Source organism: Agrobacterium bohemicum, assembly GCF_002896715.1.
GTDB lineage: Bacteria > Pseudomonadota > Alphaproteobacteria > Rhizobiales > Rhizobiaceae > Agrobacterium > Agrobacterium bohemicum.
In genome coordinates, this window is the sequence record NZ_PGEL01000022.1 from 120,559 (window position 1) to 140,810 (window position 20,252).

Sequence of the window (20,252 nt, forward strand, 5' to 3'; positions counted from 1 at the left end):
CGTTAGAACTTAGGTGCGGGTTTTCCAACGGCGCGATGCGCGGCGATGACCGTATTTGCCATCAGCATTGCAATCGTCATAGGACCCACACCACCGGGAACTGGTGTGATGGCAGCGGCAACGGCGCTCGCCTCGTCATAGGCCACGTCGCCCACCAGACGAGACTTACCCTCGCCTTTTTCCGGTGCCGGAATGCGATTGATACCGACATCGATGACGGTTGCACCGGGCTTCACCCAATCACCCTTGACCATCTGCGGACGACCGACCGCAGCAACGAGGATATCAGCGGACTTGCAGACCGCAGCCAGATCTTTGGTACGCGAATGCGCCATGGTGACAGTCGCGTTGGCGTTTAAAAGCAGTTGCCCCATGGGTTTGCCGAACAGGTTCGAACGACCGATGACCACCGCGTTGAGGCCCGAGAGATCATCGCCATGAATGCTGCGCACCAAAAGCATGGAACCCGCTGGTGTGCAGGAGATCAACCCTGTCTCGAGGTCACCTGTCGCGAGCTTTCCAGCGTTGAGAACACTCAAGCCGTCTACATCTTTTTCCGGCAGAATGGACTGAATGACAGTATCTGAATTGAGATGTCCCGGCAGTGGCAACTGTACGAGAATGCCATGAAGGGAAGCATCGGCATTCAATGTCGCGACCAGGGCTTCCAGTTCGGCCTGTGTCGTTTCTTCCGGCAGAGTATGCTGAACAGACTTGAAGCCGCATTCCTTGGCCGTTTTGCTCTTGGAGTTTACATAAGCGTGGCTAGCCGGGTCGTTACCCACGATGACCACGGCAAGTCCGGGCTTCACACCCGCCTGTTGTGCAAGACCTTCCGCCGCCTTGCGAACGGTCTCGATTACAGATGCCGCTTTTGCTTTTCCGTCGATCACAACTGCCATATGCCTGCCTCCTGGAAACTAGATAGCTATCTAGCGTCGGAATGCGGCATAGCAAAGTGCATTTTGATTGAAAATCGACGCGTCACGCGCGATTGCGGTTCCGCTCTTCGCGCGCATGTTCGAGCAAACGTGTTCTGAGCACAGCAAGCTCCTGGCGCAATATCCGCAACTCCTCGGTCTCGGCTTGCGCATGGTCTGCGTGACCGGCCAGAGCCGCCGCCAGCAATGGCGGAAGCTTGAACCCTGGCGCCTCTTTTTCCCGCGGTTGAGAGGAAATGGCGTTTTGCATCAAAACCTGGCGTACCCGCTCGTCAAACGGCAAGTCGTTGGCAGCCTCATCATAGGCAGCCTCGGTTTCGATCTCAGCTTCATCTTCGACCTTTGACGAAGACACAGTCTCCAATGTCACCGGTTCTGGCGTCGTTGGANTTTCCACGGACATGTCATCGNAAATACCGGGCTCGATTTGAATCGTCTCGGCAGACGACATCTCATGGACGGACGTGTCTAAGGCCGTTTCAAGCTTGATGACGGTCGGCAACTCGGCAACGTCGCCTGCTTCCTCCTTGCGGCGGTAACTCAAGACGAAAAGGGCGATCAGCAGCCCGGTAGCTCCACCTGCGGCTGACATCGCATTTGCGGTAAAGCTGTCGTAATTGGCAACGCCCGGCTCAGCCGTCACCGCAAGGGCGGCGCTGATGCGCGGTGCGCTGGAGAATGTGCCTGCGGCGTCGCTTGAGATGATGTAATCCGTGCGTGCCTTCTCAAGGGCCGCTTCCAGCCTTGCGAGATCCGCGGGAGCATCCCCAAGGGCATTTAACTGGCTGTCGAGTTCGGCGCGGGTGTTCGCCCGCATTTCCAGTGCTTCCGTTGTGGTCGTTTGCTCTTGCTTCAAGGCTTCCAGCACACCGCGAAGGGTGGGCATGGCTGTCGCCCGCGCCGCATCTACTGTCGTCTGTGCGGCAATCGTGCGCGGATGTCTCGGTCCGTGATCGACGCTGACTTCGGCTAGCGCGAGCTTGGCGGCAGTATAATTCTGGCGGATCGTTTCCAGCGGCGCAAACGCGACCATCGCTGGCAGAGTTCTGTTGAGAACGTCATCCACTTTCATGGAGGCCGCGGCTGAAATGCCGTCCGCGAGTTCGCTGCTCTTGGCAATGAGAGTTGTGGTGGCGGCTTCGTCTTCACGAATTTTTTGCTGCAAGCCCTGAATACGGGAGACGGCGTCGTTACCATGCCGCATCTGGAAGCCCGTTAACGCCGCCTCGGCGCTATCAAGCGCGACACGCGCCTTCTCGACGGCCTGGAGTTCCGGGTCGCGTTGCTCGGCACCAATGTCTTTTACAATGCGAGCGGCGACATAATCCGCGATCTTCTGCGATGCCTCGGGCGTGGCGGCAGTGACATCGATTGTGATCTCATTGCTGGGAAGCGCAGACGAGATAGACACCGCATTTTTCAGCGTCGTTTCCGTTGCGCCCACCAGCGCATCACCATTGTTTCCTCCACCCGCAAGCAGGTCCAGAAAAACGGAGAGATGGCCTTGCGTCTGAATACCGGTGAGATCCTGAGGTTGGAGTTTCAAGTCTGAAACCATCAGGCCAAGCGTCATCGGCGACAGCAGATTTTCACGAAGCTGCGATGTGATGCGCTGCACGCCAGCGGCGTTGGCGTTTGGATTGGAGACTTTGACGCCGGCCTGGGAAACGTAACCTTTCAGGCCGGGCTCCAGAAGCATCGTCGGCAGAAAAAAGCCGGATGCCGTTAGGGAAAGCACTGTTGCGGCTGACAGCAGATATCGTCGCCACGGTGCAGCAACGAGTGTCTCACGAAGAGCGTCCCGATTCGGCATCACCAGTCTCTTGCTCTCAAAAACCATCTCAAACCCATAGGGTTACATACCGCGCAGACCGGAAAGCCCGCTGGTGTAAATATAAACGAAGTCTAAAGCGACAAGGCAAACAAAAGGTTAATACGAACACATTGGCATCTCCCGCCCCACCTCCTCGGCCGTTCGGCAGAAAGCGTCTTCCGCAAGTCCCGCGCAAGATTGTCACCCTNAAACAGGATCAAGTTAAACACGGAGAATTGTCATGCAGCCGATTCAGCTGTTTGCGTTGGCATCCCGGCAGGCCGAATGGCTTTCTGTCCGTCAGGAAGTCGTCGCCGGTAACATTGCAAATGCCAGCACCCCAAAATTCCGCGCAAAGGACGTCGTTCCTTTCGATGCGGAATTGCAGTCGGTCGGCATGCAGATGGCGCGCACCAATTCGGCACACATGGAATTGGCAGTTGCAGGCGGCGGCAAGGTTGCGCTCGAGGATGCTGACCTTACCAACGAAATCGGCGTTCAGGAGTCCGGCAACACGGTGTCCCTTTCCAAGGAAATGGCCAAGACAGGCGAAATCAAGGGGCAGTTCGAACTGAACGCGCAACTCGTTCGCTCTTTTCACAGCATGATGCTGACAGCGGTGGGCAAGTAAGATGGACCCTTTAAAGTCTTCGATGAAAATTGCGGGAAACGGAATGGAAGCTCAGGCCACGCGCCTGCGCATCGTTTCGGNAAACATCGCCAACTCTCGCACCACAGGCGATACGCCGGGTGCAGACCCTTATCGTCGCAAGACCATTACTTTTGCGAATGAGATGGATCGTGTTTCCCAGACAAATCTCGTCGAGGTCAAGAAGCTGGGCGTCGATCGCTCCGACTTCACCCAGGAATACGATCCCGACAGCCCTGCCGCAGACGAAAAAGGCATGGTCAAGCTTCCGAACGTCAACATGCTGATTGAGATGGCCGACCTTCGTGAGGCCAACCGCGGCTACGACGCCAATCTGCAAGTTATCAAGCAAACACGCGACATGGTTGCCTCAACCATCGACTTATTGAAGGGTCAGTGATGATCGACGCCATTAACAGCCTGAAATCACTGACGAACGATGCAACAGACGGACTGAAAGAAGTCACGTCCAGCCTCAGCACGCTTGCTGGAAGCGCCGTTTCAACGGCGGCGAGTGCCGCCACCGGCCCCACCTTTGCCAGCGTGCTGGGTGGTGTGGCAACGGATGCCATCGATTCCCTCAAGAAGAGTGAAGCGATGTCTTTTGCGGGCCTTCAGGGCAAGGCCAACACGCGTGAAGTGGTGGATGCCGTCATGCAGGCGGATCAGACGCTCAAGACCGCCGTAGCACTGCGCGACAAGATCGTCTCGGCCTATCTCGACATCGTGNAAATGCAGATTTGACGCTTAAGGATATAAAAAATGAGAGCACTAGCCATTGCAGCGACGGGCATGGATGCCCAGCAGACAAACCTTGAGGTCATCGCGAACAACATCGCGAACATCAACACGACTGCGTTCAAGCGCGGNCGCGCCGAATTTACTGACCTGCTTTACCAGACCGAGCGTGCACAGGGCGTTATGAACCGCGCCAACCAGTCCGTTGTGCCTGAAGGCGCCAATATCGGCCTCGGTGTTCAGACATCTGCGGTAAGAAAGCTTCACATTCAGGGCGAGATATCCCAGACCAGCAATGACCTCGACGTTGCAATCGTCGGCAAGGGCTGGCTTCAGGTCGATGGCCCCGATGGCAACACGCTCTACACGCGCGCCGGTGCCCTCAACAAGGATTCAACCGGACGTCTGGTCACGATCGACGGTTACGGTGTTCAGCCCAACATCGTCATTCCGACCGACGCGACAGAAGTTACCATCAGTAAGGATGGCATCATATCGGCGCGCATCGGAACCGCAAACAATCTAACCGAACTCGGCCAGCTGAACCTCAGCAACTTCGCCAACGAAGCCGGATTGAAGCCACTCGGCGACAACCTGTTTTCACAGACGGAAGCATCAGGCAACGCTGTAACAGCCGCGCCGCAGACTGAGGGATTCGGCTACATCAAGCAGGGCTACCTCGAAAGCTCGAACGTCGATTCCGTCAAGGAAATCACCGACCTCATTTCTGCGCAGCGCGCATATGAAATGAACTCCAAGGTCATCACCACAGCAGACGAAATGGCGACGATCGTCAGTCAGAACCTGAAGAGGTAGCGTAACATGAAGTTCCGCCCGAAAATCGTGCCTGGCAGTTTCTGCACAATGGCGCTGGCGCTCACGGTCAGCCTGGTGGCGCTTGCGCCACAGGCTGCCCTATCGCAGCAGAAACACGCCGTTGTTCCAACAGCCACTATTTTCCCGGGCGACGTCATCACGCGTGAGCGAGTGACGGAAGTTCTCGTCACCAACCCTAACCTCTCGCCTGGCTATGCAGACGCCGTACAAACGGTCGTCGGCAAGGTTTCCAAGCGCACTCTGATTGCCGGACGGACCATTCCCGTCGGCGACCTTCGTGACCCTTTTGCGGTCCAGCGTGGGGCCTCGATCAGGATCGTCTACAGCGTGGGCGGCATGAACCTTTCAGCATCCGGCACGGCCATTGAAGATGGCATGGCTGGTGAAGTCGTGCGTGTGCGCAATCGCGATACCGGCGTTACCGTTAGCGGAACGGCCAATCACGACGGAACCGTGGAGGNTTTCCAGAAATGAGTTTTCGTCGCGGCTTGATCGCTGTCACCGTAATCGTCGCGACGCTTTTCGCAACGACGCCGATTGCCTATTCCCAAGCCAACGCTCGTGTCAAAGATATCGCTTCGCTGCAGGCTGGCCGTGAAAACCAGCTGATCGGTTACGGTCTTGTCGTCGGCCTTCAAGGGTCCGGCGACAGCATGCGTTCTTCGCCCTTTACCGAACAGTCGATGCGGGCGATGTTGCAGAACCTCGGCATTTCCATGCAAGGCAACCAGACTGGCTCCAAAAACGTGGCCGCAGTTATGGTCACCGCCAATCTTCCGCCATTCGCAAGCCCCGGAAGCCGGCTCGACGTCAATGTCAGCTCGCTGGGCGATGCGTCGTCTTTGCGTGGCGGCACGCTCATCATGACATCCATGTCGGGTGCCGATGGCCAGATTTATGCGGTGGCTCAGGGTTCGGTCATCGTATCAGGCTTCAATGCCGAAGGTCAGGCCGCGCAGTTGACACAGGGTGTCACCACAGCCGGTCGCGTGCCGAGCGGCGCGATCATCGAGCGTGAGTTGCCCTCGCAGTTCAAGGATTCGGTCAATCTGGTCCTGCAACTGCGCAATCCGGATTTTTCGACATCCACGCGCATTGCCGACGCCATCAACGGCTATGCCAAGACCGCCTTTGGCGAACCGATTGCCGAGGCGCGCGACAGTCAGGTCGTCTTCATCCAGAAACCACGGTCGGCTGACCTGACCCGTCTGATGGCGAACATCGAAAATCTTGCCGTAGAGACGGATACACCAGCCAAGGTCGTCATCAACGAGCGGACGGGCACCATCGTGATCGGCGCCGATGTCAGGATTTCACAGGTCGCCGTCAGCTATGGCACGCTGACCGTTCAGGTTACCGAGACGCCGCAGGTCATCCAGCCTCAACCGTTCAGCCGGGGTGAAACCGCCATTCAGGAACAAACCGACATTGCGGCACAGCAGACCGGTGGCCCCGTTGCCATTCTCAACGGACCAAACCTGCGTTCGCTGGTGGCTGGACTGAACAATATCGGCGTCAAGCCGGACGGCATCATCGCTATCCTTCAGGGCATAAAATCAGCTGGCGCGCTGCAAGCAGAACTGGTGTTGCAATGATGGTCAAAATCTCTGAAATCTTCACACCTCGCCGTACGCTGCTTGCCATTTTCGTCATGGCCGCAGCGCTGCCATCCGCAAAAGCTCAAGAGCAGGTGCGGGTGACATCAGGGGATACGAGCGGCCAGGAAATCCAGCAATATTGCACCAATGTGATCGATCAGGCGCGTGACCAGCGTTACATCCTGCAAAAGCAGGATCTCGNAAAGCTGCAACAGGACGTCGACAACCGCATCGCCGTCATGGAAGCGCGCAAGGCCGAGTATGAAGACTGGTTGAAGCGCCGCAACGACTTCATGCGGCAGGCCGAGGCAAACCTCGTCAACGTCTACAAGACGATGAAGGCGGATGCAGCTGCTCCCCAGCTGGCAGAGGTCAACCCTGCCCTTGCCGCCGCGATCATCATGAAGCTGCCGCCTCGCCAGTCTGGCCTGATCCTCGCCGAGATGGACGCCAAAAAGGCAGCCATCGTCGCATCGATCATGTCCAGCGCGACCGACAAAACAACATCAAGAGATCCGTCATGAACAAAGCGCTCATTCTTGTCCTTTCCGCCGCAAGCGTTCTAACCGGCTGCTCCAGCATCACGCAGAACCAGACTCTGAAGGAAATAGGCAATGCGCCGGCCATGAGCCCGATCGGCAGTGGCCTGCAATTCAGCCAGGCGCCGCAACTGGCGTCCTACCCGAAGCAGCCATTGCATACCGCCAGCGGCTACTCACTGTGGAGTGACAGCAAGGCGGCCCTGTTCAAGGATGCCCGCGCGTTGAACATCGGTGACATTCTGACGGTCAACATCCAGATCAACGACAAGGCGACATTCGACAACGAGACTGATCGCACCAAAAAGAACAATCGTGAGACTGGCTGGAAGGCTGACGCCGAAATTCTCGGATGGAAACCGCAGGCCGATTCGTCGCTGAGCTTCGACAATACCAGCGAGTCCAACGGCAAGGGCTCCATTAGTCGTGCCGNAAAGCTGACGCTGCTCGTTGCTGCCGTCGTGACCGGCATTCTGGNAAACGGCAATCTGCTGATCAGCGGATCTCAGGAAGTGCGCGTCAACCACGAAGTCCGTATCCTCAACGTCGCGGGCATCGTGCGGCCGCAGGACGTCAATTCCCAGAACACGATTTCCTACGAAAAGATCGCGGAAGCCCGCATTTCCTATGGTGGCCGTGGCCGTATCACCGAAATCCAGCAGCCGCCGGTTGGCCAGCAGGTGGTGGATCTGTTCTCGCCGATTTGACATGAACCAAGCATACGGCCCGCCGCATCCCGCACGGGCTGTACTCCGAGACAGACGTAAGAAACGATCATGAGCCTCACGACAACCGAACCAGCTGCCCCGAAGAAGCCGTCGATCGTCGTGACCGCGGGTGCCATTGCTGTGCTCTCGCTGCTGGGCCTGGGCGGCGGCTGGTTCGTAGGCAACACATTGCTTGTGCCAGCATCACCCGCTGCCGCGACGCCAGTGCCGGCCCCTGCGGAACTTGCAGCGGCAGCAGTCGAGGGTGCCCACGGCGCACCGGCGGCTGGCGGTGAGCATGGCGCGGCCGGTGCCGCAGCGCCCAGCCTGATCGCGCTCGATCCGATTGTCACCAACCTAGGTTACCCTACAGATAAGTGGATACGGCTTGAACTTGCATTGCAGTTTACAGGCCCGGGCGATACTTCGCTCGCTCAGGATTTGCACCAGGAAATGCTGACCTATCTCAGAACTGTTTCCTTGCAGCAGCTTCAGGGACCACGCGGCTTTCAATATCTTAGGGATGACCTGAGAGAAATCGTTGACCTCAGATCAAAAGGGCGCGTATCCAAGGTTCTCTTCAGAACCTTTGTGATCGAATGATTCGAAAAATTATCCTTCTGCTTGTTCTAGTCCTCATCCCAGGACTGGCCTTCGCACAACAATCGCCGGCTGATTTGCTCAATCTGCCGCTGGATGGTTCTGCGGCTGCTTGGATCATTCGCACCTTCGGTCTGCTGACCATTCTGTCGATTGCTCCCGGCATCCTCATTATGGTGACCAGCTTTCCGCGGTTCATCATCGCTTTTTCTATCTTGCGTTCCGGCATGGGCCTGGGAACCACTCCATCCACCATGATCCTAACCAGTATGGCTATGTTCATGACCTTTTACGTCATGGCGCCTACCTTCGAACGGTCATGGCAGGATGGTATCCAGCCGCTGCTGCAGAGCCAGATCACCGAGGCGGTGGCTCTCGAGCGCGCCGCTGAACCGTTTCGCGGTTTCATGGTAAACAATACCCGCCCCAAGGACCTCGCCCTCTTCGTCGATCTCGCCAATGAACGGGGTCAGGAAACGATGAATGGCACGGTGCCGCAATATCGGGTTCTCATCCCGGCTTTCATGCTGTCGGAGATACGTCGCGGCTTTGAAATCGGCTTCCTAATCATTCTGCCATTTCTCGTCATCGACATGGTCGTGGCCACCATCACGATGGCGATGGGTATGATGATGCTGCCGCCGACCTCGATATCCCTGCCGTTCAAGATCCTGNTTTTCGTGCTGATCGACGGCTGGAACCTGCTGGTCGGCTCTCTGGTCAGATCGTTCTACTGAACGTTTCATTCTGACCGAAACAGATCACCCCACCTGCCGGCTTAAATTCATATTGTGATACCGCTGACGGTCTGAGCTGCCCACGTTACGCAAACGAAAACCGCCCGAACTTGGCAAAGTTCGAGCGGTCTGGATGGCATCAAATCTTCAGTGGCCGGAGCTTGCCGCAGCGGTTGATTTCGGCGGCGGCGGATCGGTATTGACGACAATCTGCTGAGGTTTCTTGTTGGGGTCTCTGGCCTCGATCTCTTCNTTTGAGATGAAATCCATTTGTTCGATAAGGACCTGCTTGACCATTGGCTTTTCAAGTCGGGCGTTCAGCCCATCCTTGATCTTGGCCTTGAAACCGTTCACATCGAATTTGTCGGCAGTCTTCACGTCAACCAGTTTATCGCCGACCAGCAACGTGTAAAGCTCGTCAGTGAGGNAAACGGGGACGGGAACATTGACCTCCTTCAGCGCATCTTCATCCACTTGAAGGCTGGCGCGAAGGATGAAGTAGCCGGACACCGTGCCATCCACCACGACGGGCAACGTCACGGTTTCGCTTTGAACGAAATGCGGTGGGTGAACGACTTCGGTAGCAGGGTTTGCACCCTTATTACCCAAAGTCACGGCGGCATAGACGCCGCCGAGTGTTACGACGAGAATCCATATCCCTGTCGCTACAAGCTTGATCATTGCGCCCCGCTTGCGAACTGTTCCAGCGAGTAGGTGCCGTCATCCTCGGCGCGTCTGGCAGCCGTCTTCAGAAGGTCGACCACTGCCCTGACGGCGTGAAGGTTGGCTTCGANCCGGCGGGTATTGATGGCCAGCTTGGCCTTGATATCAAGAATCTGACGTTTGTGAGCAGCGGCGATCTTGGCCCCGTCTACATCGCGAAGCAACATGCTGAGTTCATACAGGCAACGGCTCTTATGCGCGTTCGACAATTTGAAATCGAATTCCGGATCTTTTCCGATTCGCTGATTTTCGTTGTCGATGACCGTTTCGAGGCGGCCGAGAATGGCCTGGGTTCTGTAGTCGTTATTTACAATTTCCATCANTTTCAGCGCTCCGCCACTTAAGTTTCAGTCTTGTTGGTTTCGGCTACAGAAAAGATGCGCCGTTGGAAGTCCGTCACCATGCTGACTGCAAGGCTTTTACTGTCCTCGTTCGTCGCAGTGGGCGGTTCAGCATTGCGGACCCGTTGCATGGCCTGATTGTAGGCCTGTTCTGCAATGCCGATGCCACCGCGCTTGGAAACGGCATCCGCCATCTGCTCGGCCATCATGCTTTTCCAGAAATCGCCAGCTGAACCCTTGCCGTAAACCTCTTCGCNTTCCTTTGGCATCATATTCTGGAGCATTGTCGACAGAACACTGGCTTCGAATTTCCGATAGGTCTCGGGAATCTTTTCGTCGGTTTTCACGTGATGAATGTTACCTACACCGGCCTTGCCAGCTGCAGTATCGATACTGTTGATGGCAGATTCGAAGCCAGCGTTGCTGGCTGTCAACACCGATGCCTCTTTGGCCGCGCTCACCGAGCGCAGTTTTTCTCTTGCTGCCGTAACCTGTGTCGGGTCCGCTGCATTCACAACATCAAGCACAAGATCGCTTGGAGGAGAAATGGCCACGTCGTCATCCNTTTCCGTTTTTATCGGATGACGGTACCTGCCTAACCTTGCTGGAGGCTGGAGTCTTTCAAGCTCATATGAAGATCGATCAGTTCGTAGACGCTGTTATCCTCGCGGACACGGAGCTCATCTGCACGTGCTGCATCGCGCTTGTCTTCGAGACGTTCACCCTTCTTCGTCTCTTTCATGACCTGCTGCTCCTGCGCTTTCTCGATCGACTCGAGGCGAACATCGCGGGACATGAGTTTGCCATGGCGGGTGGCATAATGCTTGAGCATATGCTGGTGCATTGGGTCGAGCGACGTCAGATACCCGCTCAGCGAATCGATCTTTTCAGCAAGATCGTTGCGTTCCCGGGTGGTGATCGCCAGCTCGTTTTCAGCCATCTTCTTGAGATGCCCTTGAACCTTGGCCAGCCTGTTGAGCTTTTTAGATTTGGAATCGTCCATCCTCGCCCCTCACATATTTGCNAAAACGCGAAAAAAACCGTTCACGAACTGGTTCACCACCGCCGCGATGCCGAAGTAGAGCAACAGCAGCCCACCGCCCAGCGCGTACGGGGTCGATATGAAGTACACGGGTATCTGCGGGGCGAGCTTGTTGATCAGCCCGATCGCCACATTGAAGAGAAACCCGTAGAGAATAAACGGGCTGGCCACGCGAAGCGCAACATTCATGGAGGCAACCAGCGTGTCCGTCAGCGAGATCAGCATACGTTGCACGCTCATCGCGCCGCCCAGCGGGATGGTCGCGTAGGAATCCACGATGGCACGGNAAACCACGTGATGGAAATCGAGAATGAACAGCAACAGCAGTACGCCGTAGGATAACATGCTGGAGAGCTGATTTTCCGATGTGTCTTCGAGAGCGTCCTGCACGGGCGGACCGGTGAAGGAAATTGCCGTGCCCATGGCGGTGGCCGCGAACTGCATTCCCAGCACATAAAGATGGGCGATCATGCCGAAGGTCGCACCGACGAGCGATTCAAAGAAAATGAACTTGAGATAGGTGATCGTGTCGGTTCTCGCCATCGGGTAGATCGTGTCCCACAACAACGGCAAAATGGCCATCGAAAGGGCCATTGCAAGGAGCAACCGGATTTGCATGGGAAGGCGCGCCGAGGAAAAACCCGGCATCACCATCAAGCAGGCACCTATTCGGCAAAATGCCAGAAAGAGCGCCATAACCGTTCCCTGCGGGTCTGAGATCATGAGATCGAGCCGAGTATCTTTATTTCCGTGCCTTTGGCCAATTCGACATGTGACAGCACCGGCAGCGTGCTGAAGAGGCGTTCCGTAATCATACGGACATAAGACCGGGTTTCGGGCAAAGTAACAAGTACGAATGGTAGACCGACATCCATGAATTCACGGATTACTTTGCTCGCCTCGTTGGAGAATTCTTCCACCTGGCGCGGATCGATATCGAATTCGATCACTTCGCCCTTGGGATCGCGTTTGAGGGCCTGCTGGAACACCACATCCCACTTCGTTCCCAGTCTCAAGACGCGCAGGACACCGTTGTCCGAAAGATCGCCGCAGATTTGCTGCGCCATACGGATACGGACATGTTCGACGATCTGTTCGGTTCTGCGAAGATGAGGTGCAAGCTCGGCCACAGCTTCCAGAATGAGGTGGAGATTGCGGATGGAAACGCGCTCCGCCAGCAGCAGCTTCAAAATGGCCTGCAAGCCGGAATAGGACATGTGCGACGAGCAGATTTCGTCGGCCAGTTTCTTGTATTCCGGGTCGAGCCTGTCGATGAGAACCTTGACGTCCTTGTAGGACAGCAACATGGGTAGATTGTTGCGGATGACTTCGCTGACGTGCGTCAGCAAGGCCGAAATATTGTCGATGGGATGGAAGCCCTCGCGCTTGAGATCTTCCACGAAGTTTTCCAAAACCGAAACGGCTGGCATGCCAAACGCGGGTTCCCGCACATCGTCGCCGGGAACGGACGGTCTGCGACCCTTGCCGGTAATGACGAGAACTTCGCCAACCCGCAGCGTGCTGGCCGCAACCGTCGTGCCGTGAATTCTGATCTGATAGGACTTGTCGGGAATGGCGATATCGTCCGTAACCTTGATTTCCGGAACGACGAAACCGTACTGAGTAGCGAACTTCTTGCGCATCTTGCCCACCCGGAAACCAAGTTCCTGGTGCGCGCCAAGCAACCGTGGAGAAACCTGCTTGCCAAGGGCAAGTTCGATTTCAGTCGTGCGCAGGGAGTTTTTGACGGTGTCTTTTTCCGCTTCCTGCGCTTTGTCCGTCTGCTGCTGCTCGGCAGCGCGCTCCGCGTCCTTCACCTGTGCTAGCTGCCTTGGAATGAACCATGCGCCGAATGCGAGCGTCAAACCGAGGAACATGAACGGCACTAACGGCAGACCCGGAACGAGCGAGAGAACGAACATTAGGCCAGCAGCCACACCCAGAGCCTTGGGATATCCGCTCAACTGATTGATCACGGCTGTGTCGGTGGAGCCCTTTGCACCGCCGCGGGTAATGATAAGACCGGCTGCCAACGAGACGATCAGCGCTGGTACCTGCGAAACGATACCGTCACCAACGGAGAGCTTCACGAACACGTCCGCAGCTTCGCCAATCGGCATGCCATGACGGAAAACACCGATAATGATGCCACCGCAAATGTTGATAGCCGTGATCATCAGACCTGCGACCGCGTCCCCACGAACGAACTTGGAAGCACCGTCCATGGCACCGTAGAAAGCGCTTTCTTCCTCCAGCTCACGGCGTCGAAGCTGGGCTTCTTTTTCGTTGATGATACCAGCGGACAAGTCAGCGTCGATCGACATCTGCTTGCCGGGAATGGCATCGAGGGTGAAGCGCGCGCCGACTTCCGCGATACGCGTCGCACCCTTGGTGATGACGATGAAGTTCACCACGATGAGGATGAGGAAGACGATCAGACCGATGACGAAGTCGCCCGACATCACAAGTGTCGAGAAGCCCGCGATGACGCCACCGGCAGCTTCATGGCCCTGGTTACCGTGCGAAAGAATGACACGCGTCGTCGCAATGTTTAGCGCCAAACGGATCATGGTCGAAATCAGAAGAATGGTCGGGAAAGAAGAGAAATCCAGCGGTCGCTGAATCCACAAGGACACCATCAGGATAAGGACAGAAAAGGCAATCGAAAATGCCAGGCCCATATCGATCAGGAAGACCGGAATAGGCAGGAAGAGGATACAGAGGATGGACACGATGCCCACTGCAAACCCGACGTCGCGACCGCCTGGTGCGGCCTTTGGAAGGGGCAATATGCTCGGAGGCGTCGCCATTCTAACTCCATCTCTTCATGAGAAACTGCAGTAGCGTCCCGGCTTTCCGTCATGGAAAAGCCATGCCGACCGACTGGACACAGATCGACGTCGCAGCATTATTGGATCAAGCTTGCGCGAGAGTGGATAAAACAGGCGTTATTATCCCCGGCGGCTGTACCGATGAACGAGTCAAATATTAAGCTTTGGTTCAGATCGAAATTGTAATATATTGAGGAAGTTCTTCGCGCGATGATGGCGTGTATGCTGGCCATGTCTTCCCAAAGGCCAAACTATGCAAGGCTACGTTATGGCGTCGATTTCCACTTATACAAGCTATCTTACCGTCAACCGCGACATAAAGTCGTCGTTGTCAACGGTCGCCAGCCAGTCATCGGTTGCGAAAGATACTGCCTATTACAAGGAGAAAATCGGCGACGTGAAGACGGTCGATGAGTTCCTTGGGGACTATCGCCTCTACTCCTACGCCATGAAGGCCTATGGTCTTGAACAAATGACCTATGGCAAAGCCTTTATGCGCAAGGTTCTGGAAAGTGACCTCACCGACAAGACGAGTTTTGCAAACTCGCTGACCGACAAACGGTATTTGCAATTCGCCGAAACCTTCAACTTTCAGGGCGACAAGAAAACTGCGCAGAATACCGCGCAAGCGAGCGACGTGACGGACGCTTACAAGGCATCGTTTACCAATGAGCAAACAGCTATCAAGACCGAAGGCACCTATTTCGCTGCCCAGATCGGGAAAGTCACCGATATTGATAGCCTCCTCAATAACACCCGGCTTCGCACCTACATGCTGGACGCCGTAGGACTTGATTCCACATACACATCCAAGAGCTATCTCAAGCAGGTTCTGACGAGTGATCTTGATGATCCCGACAGCTTTGCCAATCAGGCCAAAAATCCTGCCTGGAAGGCGCTGACCGCAGCCTTCAATTTCAACACCGACGGCACTATCAACGGCAGCATTCAAACTGCCGACCAGACCGAAGACCTCAATCTGGACTACGTGTACAATAAATCGACATTTCCTTCAGACCTCCTGGCAGATGCCAATAAGCGGTATTGGGACAAGAATGTCGCGACGGCCACCGACGCAAAAGATCTCGTATCGGACAGCCGGATGGTGGAGTACATCAAGACGGCTTTCGATCTGAACCCGACGATTATGGCCAGCAGCGTTGCAAGCCTGATGTCGAGCGAGACTTTTGCGACGACCTACGGCAATACGAAATTGTTGGATTATTTCAATTTCGAAACGGATGGCTCACTGGCCAGCGGCAATACGGCACAGACCGCCACACAGACGGCTGATATCAACAAGCTTTACAGGACAGCTTTTTCCAAAGACCAGTCGACAGCCATCGATGAGGCGGTGACCAACTACGAAACGCGCGTCGTCGGCTTCACCAGTCTCGATGANTTTCTTGTTTCCAACAAAAAGGACGACGACAAGNAAAACGACGACGTCACCGAAGTCTGGGACGTGGCATTGAGAGCATTCNGGATCGATNCCGACGAGGTCAGCCAGTCGGAGCTCAAACGCATCTTGACAAGCGATCTGAGCGACAGAAAAAGTTACGTCAACTCGCTCAAGGACGATCGGTTCGTTGCGTTGAACAAGGCGTTCAACTTCACTTCGGATGGCCAGATCAAAGCGCCGGTTCTCGCACAGGCGGAAAGCGTCTCAGACAAATATGCGGCGGATTACGAAAGCTACAAGGTCAGATCGCTGACCGGATCGGCGAAAGACGCCGCTGTGNAAAAATCGGATGCGGAAGTCCAATATTACAAATCAAAGATGGAGTCCGTCACAGATGTGAAGGATCTGCTGTCTGACACGCGCGTGACCAATTTCATTCTTGAAGCCAACGGCATCGACCCGAAAAGTGTCGTGCCGGCCGACCTCAAGAAGATGTTCGAGTCCGACCTGTCTGACCCGAAGAGCTACGTCAACACGCTTGNAAATGACAAGTTTGCCCAGATCGTCGCCTCTTTCAATTTTGACGCAGAAGGAAAACTGACGGCTGATGCGGTCCGTGGCGGCCAGCAACGCGGTGAAGTTCTGGGAACGACCAACCAGTACGCCCGCCAAACATTGGAAGAGCAGCAGGGCGACAAAAATGCTGGCGTGCGCCTGGCTCTTTATTTTGAACGCATGGCCCCAACGATTTCAAGTCCCTATGGCTTCCTGAGCGATGACGCGCTGTTCCAATTTTTCAAGACCACTTTCAACCTGCCCAAATCCATCGCGAACATGGACGTCACCAAGCAAGCCGATCTGGTCAACTCCAACATCGACATATCCAAGCTTCAGGACCCGGAATATGTCTCCAAACTGCTGAAGCGGTTCACCGCGCTCTACGATGTTCAGAACAACGCTTCGCAGTCCCCTACCCTGTCCATTCTGACTGGTGGCGCCTCCATCAGCGCCGATACGTTGCTGGCAGTCGCCCAGTTGAAGTCAGGGCAGTAAGCACTCGGATCGATCACTGATCAAAAGACAAAGGCCCGAAAATCGAAACGATTTTCGGGCCTTTTCTATTCTCGGATAACGATTCCGGCGACAAATATGCTCAATACTCGTCGTCATCGGGGCGTCTTACGACACCGTCCTCATCCGCCTTGCTCTCATCATCCGCGACGGGAATGGCATAGGAGCCTTTCAGCCAACGCGAGAGGTCGAGCGAACGACAGCGGTCCGAACAGAAGGGATAATCTTCGCGCGTGGATGGTCGTTTACACTCAGGGCACGGCTGGGTTTTGCGCAGGTGTGTGACGGTGGATTTGTTAGGTTCATCTGTCATTACGTCAACCTTCCGGCCAGGCGGATGCCACTTCGAAACCCTCTCCGGTCAGAAGTGACACCGTTTCATAAAGCGGAAGACCCACCACATTTGTATAGGACCCCGTCAGCTTCTGAACGAAACATCCAGCTATGCCCTGAATACCATAGGCACCCGCTTTGCCGCGCCACTGACCCGAGGCGATATAGCTGTCGATCTCGTGCTGGGAGAGGCGTTTGAAGCGCACCTTGGTCTCTACGACCTTCTGGCGCACCTTCCCGCTCGGGGTGACGAGGCAGACGCCCGTATAGACCCAGTGGCTGCGACCCGACAGCAGGTGCAATGCCGCCGATGCATCTTCGATATATTCTGCCTTGCCGACGATGCGACGACCGACGGCCACGACGGTGTCGGAGCCCAGAACATAGGCGCCTTTCCAGGCAAGCTCGCCCTTCACCGCCTTGTAGGCAGCCTCGGCCTTCTGCAAGGACAGACGGCGACNAAGGGTACGCGGATGCTCCAGCCGGGCGGGCGTCTCGTCGATATCCATCGGCATCAGACGTGCGGGCTCGATGCCCACCTGATGCAACAGCTCAAGACGGCGTGGCGACCCGGAAGCCAGAATCAGCTTTTGTTTTGCGTCTGTCATGCTCTGCCAGTCGTCCGGTCTGCCGGGCGATTACTTGAAACGATAGGTGATGCGACCCTTGGTCAGGTCATAAGGCGTCATTTCGACCAACACCTTGTCACCGGCCAGAACGCGGATGCGGTTCTTGCGCATGCGGCCTGCGGTGTGAGCGATGATTTCATGTTCGNTTTCCAGCTTCACACGAAACGTCGCATTCGGCAAAAGTTCGATAACGACGCCCGGAAACTCAAGGACTTCTTCNTTTGTCATATAGTGTTTTTCTTCCTGTTGATAATGCCAGCCAGAACAGGCCGGGAAAATTGCGCGGAAACTACACAATCGCCGCACATTTGTGAACCTAAATTGTCGTTCGTTTTAAAGTGTCTCGGAAAACGGTCTGGCGCGTTGCGGCAGACGCTCCNAAATCAGCTTTGTCAGGTGCTCGCGCACCTCGCGGTAGGCTTCCAGAATCTGCTCCCGGGTACCGGTTGCGACCGTCGGATCCATTGTTGGCCAATAGACGACATCTAGAGAGTTGGATCTGGTCAATTCAAGTGCTTTGTGGTGCGCCTCGGGTGTCAAAGTGATGATGAGGTCGAAAAAGTCATCCTCTATCTCATCCATCGTGCGCGGTTTGTGTTTCCCCAGCGCCAGCCCGGCCTCATCCAGCACTGCATCCACGAAAGGGTCTCGCTCACCTGCGCGCACGCCTGCCGATTGGATATAGATGCCGGGAGCAACGAGCTGTTTAGCGATGACTTCTGCCATGGGGGAGCGGATGGCGTTCATGCCGCACATGAACAATATGGCGCGCGGTACCTTTTCTTTCAAGTCGATGGTTGTCGGGTCCTGCATACCTAGCCCCGCCAATACAACACACAGACAAGTGTGAAGAGACGCCGCGCCGTATCGAAGTCCACTTTCAGTTTCCCGGACAACCGGTCCATCAGAGTTTGCGAGCCATCATTGTGGATGCCGCGCCGTCCCATATCGATGGCCTCGATCTGGCTTGGTGTGGATGAGCGGATCGCTTCATAATAGCTCTCGCAGATCATGAAGTAGTCTTTGATGATGCGCCTGAAGGGCGTCAGCGACAGGATGTGGGTTGCGACTGCCTGCTCGTCTTCGGTCTTGATCGAGAACACCAACTTGGTGTCAACGAGAGAAATATTGAGCTTGTAAGGCCCGCCTGCGTGACCGATCGGCTCGAAACTGNTTTCCTCAATAAGGTCAAAGATGGCAACGGCCCGTTCATGCTCGACGTCAGGCGTGGACCGGCCGATGCTCTCGTCCAGAACCACATCACAGAGCCTGAAAGTGCTCGAACCCATCCCTCACCCTTCCAGATTGAGGCGGATGGCGACGGAGCGCGCATGCGCATCCAGCCCTTCGGAACGGGCAAGCGTAATGGCGGAGGGCGCAAGCTGGCGCAATTGCTCCGGCCCCAGCCGCAGGATGGACGTACGCTTGACGAAATCCAACACCGAGAGACCAGACGAGAAGCGAGCAGAACGCGCCGTCGGCAAAACGTGGTTGGAACCGCCGACGTAATCACCAATCACCTCGGGTGTGTGGCGGCCAACGAAGATAGCGCCCGCGTTGCGAACGCCTGCCATCAGTGCATCAGGGTCATCCACTGCCAGTTCCAGATGCTCGGCGGCGATCCGATTGGCCAGCGGCACAGATGCAGCAAGGTTTTCGACCAGTATGATAGCACCGAAATCGCGCCAGCTGGCCGTTGCAGTTTTAGAGCGTGACAATAGCTTCAACTGTCGCTCGACGGCTTGCTCTACCGCTTTGCCAAGATCGGCATCATCGGTAATCAGAATGGACTGCGCGCCCTCGTCATGCTCGGCCTGTGCCAGAAGATCGGCGGCCAGCCATTCGGGATCATTATTCTTGTCGGCAATGACAAGCACTTCCGATGGTCCGGCAATCATATCGATGCCAACGGTGCCGAAAACATGGCGCTTGGCTGCAGCCACGTAAGCATTACCGGGGCCGACTATCTTGGCAACCGGAGCAATCGTCTGCGTACCGTAGGCTAGCGCCGCGACGGCCTGAGCGCCGCCGATACGATAGATTTCCTCGACGCCAGCAATTCGCGCCGCAGCCAGCACTGCAGGGTTGATGATGCCTCCATTGGCGGGAACGACCATGACGATACGCTCTACCCCAGCAACCCTGGCCGGCACGGCATTCATCAGAACCGAACTTGGATAGCTTGCCGTACCGCCGGGAACATAAAGCCCGACCGCATCGATTGCAGTCCAACGAGAACCGAGGCCGACACCGATGTCATCTTCATAGATATCGTCTTTCGGCATCTGACGCGCGTGGTGCTTTTCGATTCGCGCTGAGGCAAACTTCAGGGCATCGAGAACGGCGGGATCGACCTGCGCAATCGCTGCATCGATTTCCTCTGCCGTGACGTGCATGGAGGTCTTGTTGAAATCCAGGCCGTCGAATTTGAGGGAATAATGCGCCAGCGCCTCATCGCCTCGGCTGCGGACATCATCGATGATATCGCGCACGACAATGTTGACGTCTTCGGACACTTCTCTCTTTGTCGTCAGGAATGCTGCGAAAGCCTGTTCAAAATCTTGAGACGCCTGTTCCAGCCAGATTGCCACGTCACTTACCCTCTTGCGGCCCCATTATGAAAACAGGGCTAAATGCTTTGCCTGCACGCTTTCGCATGCGCTCTTGGGTATGTGGCATAAATTAAAACAGGCGGGCAAGGCAATTCCCTGTCCGCCTGCT

General features: G+C 55.9%; 23 protein-coding genes. 11 read left to right on the forward strand and 12 right to left on the reverse strand.

Features of this window, described 5'->3' with window-relative positions; translation table 11 throughout:
• Positions 1-2: 2 nt before the first annotated feature.
• A complete protein-coding gene (gene folD, locus CUC55_RS08200; RefSeq protein ID WP_067648605.1) occupies positions 3-902 on the reverse strand; it encodes a bifunctional methylenetetrahydrofolate dehydrogenase/methenyltetrahydrofolate cyclohydrolase FolD in 900 nt (299 codons plus the stop codon).
• A 2,093-nt stretch (positions 903-2,995) separates the two neighbouring features.
• Here folD and flgB point away from each other — a divergent pair.
• The 10 genes from flgB to fliP all read left to right on the forward strand — a co-directional run bounded on the left by flgB (position 2,996) and on the right by fliP (position 9,159).
• A complete protein-coding gene (gene flgB / locus CUC55_RS08210; RefSeq protein WP_067648611.1) occupies positions 2,996-3,385 on the forward strand; it encodes a flagellar basal body rod protein FlgB in 390 nt (129 codons plus the stop codon).
• A gap of 1 nt (position 3,386) precedes the next feature.
• Complete coding sequence (gene flgC, locus CUC55_RS08215; protein ID WP_103087520.1) at positions 3,387-3,803, forward strand: flagellar basal body rod protein FlgC; 417 nt, start codon at positions 3,387-3,389, stop codon at positions 3,801-3,803.
• Positions 3,803-4,147, forward strand: a complete 345-nt coding sequence (gene fliE / locus CUC55_RS08220) for a flagellar hook-basal body complex protein FliE (RefSeq protein WP_103087521.1) — start codon at positions 3,803-3,805, stop codon at positions 4,145-4,147. Before flgC ends, fliE begins: the two co-directional genes overlap by 1 nt.
• Positions 4,148-4,165: 18 nt before the next feature.
• Positions 4,166-4,957 carry a flagellar basal-body rod protein FlgG gene (gene flgG, locus CUC55_RS08225; RefSeq protein WP_067648621.1) on the forward strand — a complete coding sequence of 264 codons (792 nt, stop codon included), beginning with the start codon at positions 4,166-4,168 and terminating at the stop codon, positions 4,955-4,957.
• 48 nt (positions 4,958-5,005) lie between these two features.
• Entirely contained in the window at positions 5,006-5,452 is a 447-nt protein-coding gene (gene flgA, locus CUC55_RS08230) for a flagellar basal body P-ring formation chaperone FlgA (protein WP_103087621.1), read from the forward strand.
• Positions 5,449-6,573 (forward strand): flagellar basal body P-ring protein FlgI, encoded by a 1,125-nt coding sequence (locus tag CUC55_RS08235; protein WP_082760237.1) that lies wholly within the window; start codon positions 5,449-5,451, stop codon positions 6,571-6,573. Before flgA ends, CUC55_RS08235 begins: the two co-directional genes overlap by 4 nt.
• Positions 6,570-7,100 (forward strand): MotE family protein, encoded by a 531-nt coding sequence (locus CUC55_RS08240; RefSeq protein WP_103087522.1) that lies wholly within the window; start codon positions 6,570-6,572, stop codon positions 7,098-7,100. Before CUC55_RS08235 ends, CUC55_RS08240 begins: the two co-directional genes overlap by 4 nt.
• Positions 7,097-7,822 (forward strand): flagellar basal body L-ring protein FlgH, encoded by a 726-nt coding sequence (gene flgH / locus CUC55_RS08245; RefSeq protein WP_103087523.1) that lies wholly within the window; start codon positions 7,097-7,099, stop codon positions 7,820-7,822. Before CUC55_RS08240 ends, flgH begins: the two co-directional genes overlap by 4 nt.
• A gap of 69 nt (positions 7,823-7,891) precedes the next feature.
• Positions 7,892-8,425 (forward strand): flagellar basal body-associated FliL family protein, encoded by a 534-nt coding sequence (locus tag CUC55_RS08250; protein WP_067648627.1) that lies wholly within the window; start codon positions 7,892-7,894, stop codon positions 8,423-8,425.
• Positions 8,422-9,159, forward strand: a complete 738-nt coding sequence (fliP, locus tag CUC55_RS08255; RefSeq protein WP_103087524.1) for a flagellar type III secretion system pore protein FliP — start codon at positions 8,422-8,424, stop codon at positions 9,157-9,159. Before CUC55_RS08250 ends, fliP begins: the two co-directional genes overlap by 4 nt.
• A 677-nt stretch (positions 9,160-9,836) precedes the next feature.
• Here fliP and CUC55_RS08265 read toward each other — a convergent pair.
• The 5 genes from CUC55_RS08265 to flhA form a co-directional block, all read right to left on the reverse strand.
• On the reverse strand, positions 9,837-10,202 hold the full coding sequence (locus CUC55_RS08265) for a hypothetical protein (protein ID WP_103087526.1): 366 nt from the start codon (positions 10,200-10,202) through the stop codon (positions 9,837-9,839).
• 20 nt (positions 10,203-10,222) lie between these two features.
• Positions 10,223-10,507, reverse strand: coding sequence for a rod-binding protein (locus tag CUC55_RS23605; RefSeq protein WP_425352797.1), 285 nt, complete (start codon positions 10,505-10,507; stop codon positions 10,223-10,225).
• 311 nt (positions 10,508-10,818) lie between these two features.
• Positions 10,819-11,226 carry a hypothetical protein gene (locus CUC55_RS08275; protein ID WP_082760238.1) on the reverse strand — a complete coding sequence of 136 codons (408 nt, stop codon included), beginning with the start codon at positions 11,224-11,226 and terminating at the stop codon, positions 10,819-10,821.
• 9 nt (positions 11,227-11,235) lie between these two features.
• Positions 11,236-11,988, reverse strand: coding sequence for a flagellar biosynthetic protein FliR (gene fliR, locus CUC55_RS08280; RefSeq protein ID WP_103087528.1), 753 nt, complete (start codon positions 11,986-11,988; stop codon positions 11,236-11,238).
• Positions 11,985-14,075, reverse strand: a complete 2,091-nt coding sequence (gene flhA / locus CUC55_RS08285; RefSeq protein WP_067648646.1) for a flagellar biosynthesis protein FlhA — start codon at positions 14,073-14,075, stop codon at positions 11,985-11,987. The genes fliR and flhA overlap by 4 nt, the downstream gene beginning before the upstream one ends.
• 469 nt (positions 14,076-14,544) lie before the next feature.
• Between flhA and CUC55_RS08290 the strand changes: the two genes are divergently transcribed.
• Entirely contained in the window at positions 14,545-16,551 is a 2,007-nt protein-coding gene (locus CUC55_RS08290; protein WP_425352798.1) for a DUF1217 domain-containing protein, read from the forward strand.
• A 100-nt stretch (positions 16,552-16,651) separates the two neighbouring features.
• Here CUC55_RS08290 and yacG read toward each other — a convergent pair whose 3' ends face one another.
• From yacG to hisD, 6 genes are all read right to left on the reverse strand, one after another.
• Positions 16,652-16,882, reverse strand: coding sequence for a DNA gyrase inhibitor YacG (gene yacG / locus CUC55_RS08295; RefSeq protein WP_067648651.1), 231 nt, complete (start codon positions 16,880-16,882; stop codon positions 16,652-16,654).
• A gap of 4 nt (positions 16,883-16,886) precedes the next feature.
• A complete protein-coding gene (locus CUC55_RS08300) occupies positions 16,887-17,510 on the reverse strand; it encodes a Maf-like protein (protein ID WP_103087530.1) in 624 nt (207 codons plus the stop codon).
• 30 nt (positions 17,511-17,540) lie between these two features.
• Complete coding sequence (infA, locus tag CUC55_RS08305) at positions 17,541-17,759, reverse strand: translation initiation factor IF-1 (protein ID WP_103087531.1); 219 nt, start codon at positions 17,757-17,759, stop codon at positions 17,541-17,543.
• Between the two features lie 105 nt (positions 17,760-17,864).
• Positions 17,865-18,287, reverse strand: coding sequence for an arsenate-mycothiol transferase ArsC (locus tag CUC55_RS08310; RefSeq protein ID WP_103087622.1), 423 nt, complete (start codon positions 18,285-18,287; stop codon positions 17,865-17,867).
• A gap of 59 nt (positions 18,288-18,346) precedes the next feature.
• The gene (locus CUC55_RS08315) at positions 18,347-18,820 is read right to left on the reverse strand and encodes a UPF0262 family protein (RefSeq protein WP_103087532.1); all 474 of its coding nucleotides are present in this window, start codon (positions 18,818-18,820) and stop codon (positions 18,347-18,349) included.
• Between the two features lie 3 nt (positions 18,821-18,823).
• Entirely contained in the window at positions 18,824-20,122 is a 1,299-nt protein-coding gene (hisD, locus tag CUC55_RS08320) for a histidinol dehydrogenase (protein WP_067648666.1), read from the reverse strand.
• Positions 20,123-20,252 lie beyond the last annotated feature (130 nt).

What these genes read in the sequence shown, in the direction of transcription:
- flhA (WP_067648646.1), bottom strand. Translation starts at nt 14,075, where the DNA reads ATGGCGACGCCTCCGAGCATATTGCCCCTTCCAAAGGCCGCACCAGGC.
- CUC55_RS08235 (WP_082760237.1), top strand. Translation starts at nt 5,449, where the DNA reads ATGAGTTTTCGTCGCGGCTTGATCGCTGTCACCGTAATCGTCGCGACG.
- CUC55_RS08275 (WP_082760238.1), bottom strand. Translation starts at nt 11,226, where the DNA reads ATGGACGATTCCAAATCTAAAAAGCTCAACAGGCTGGCCAAGGTTCAA.
- folD (WP_067648605.1), bottom strand. Translation starts at nt 902, where the DNA reads ATGGCAGTTGTGATCGACGGAAAAGCAAAAGCGGCATCTGTAATCGAG.
- CUC55_RS08250 (WP_067648627.1), top strand. Translation starts at nt 7,892, where the DNA reads ATGAGCCTCACGACAACCGAACCAGCTGCCCCGAAGAAGCCGTCGATC.
- yacG (WP_067648651.1), bottom strand. Translation starts at nt 16,882, where the DNA reads ATGACAGATGAACCTAACAAATCCACCGTCACACACCTGCGCAAAACC.
- flgB (WP_067648611.1), top strand. Translation starts at nt 2,996, where the DNA reads ATGCAGCCGATTCAGCTGTTTGCGTTGGCATCCCGGCAGGCCGAATGG.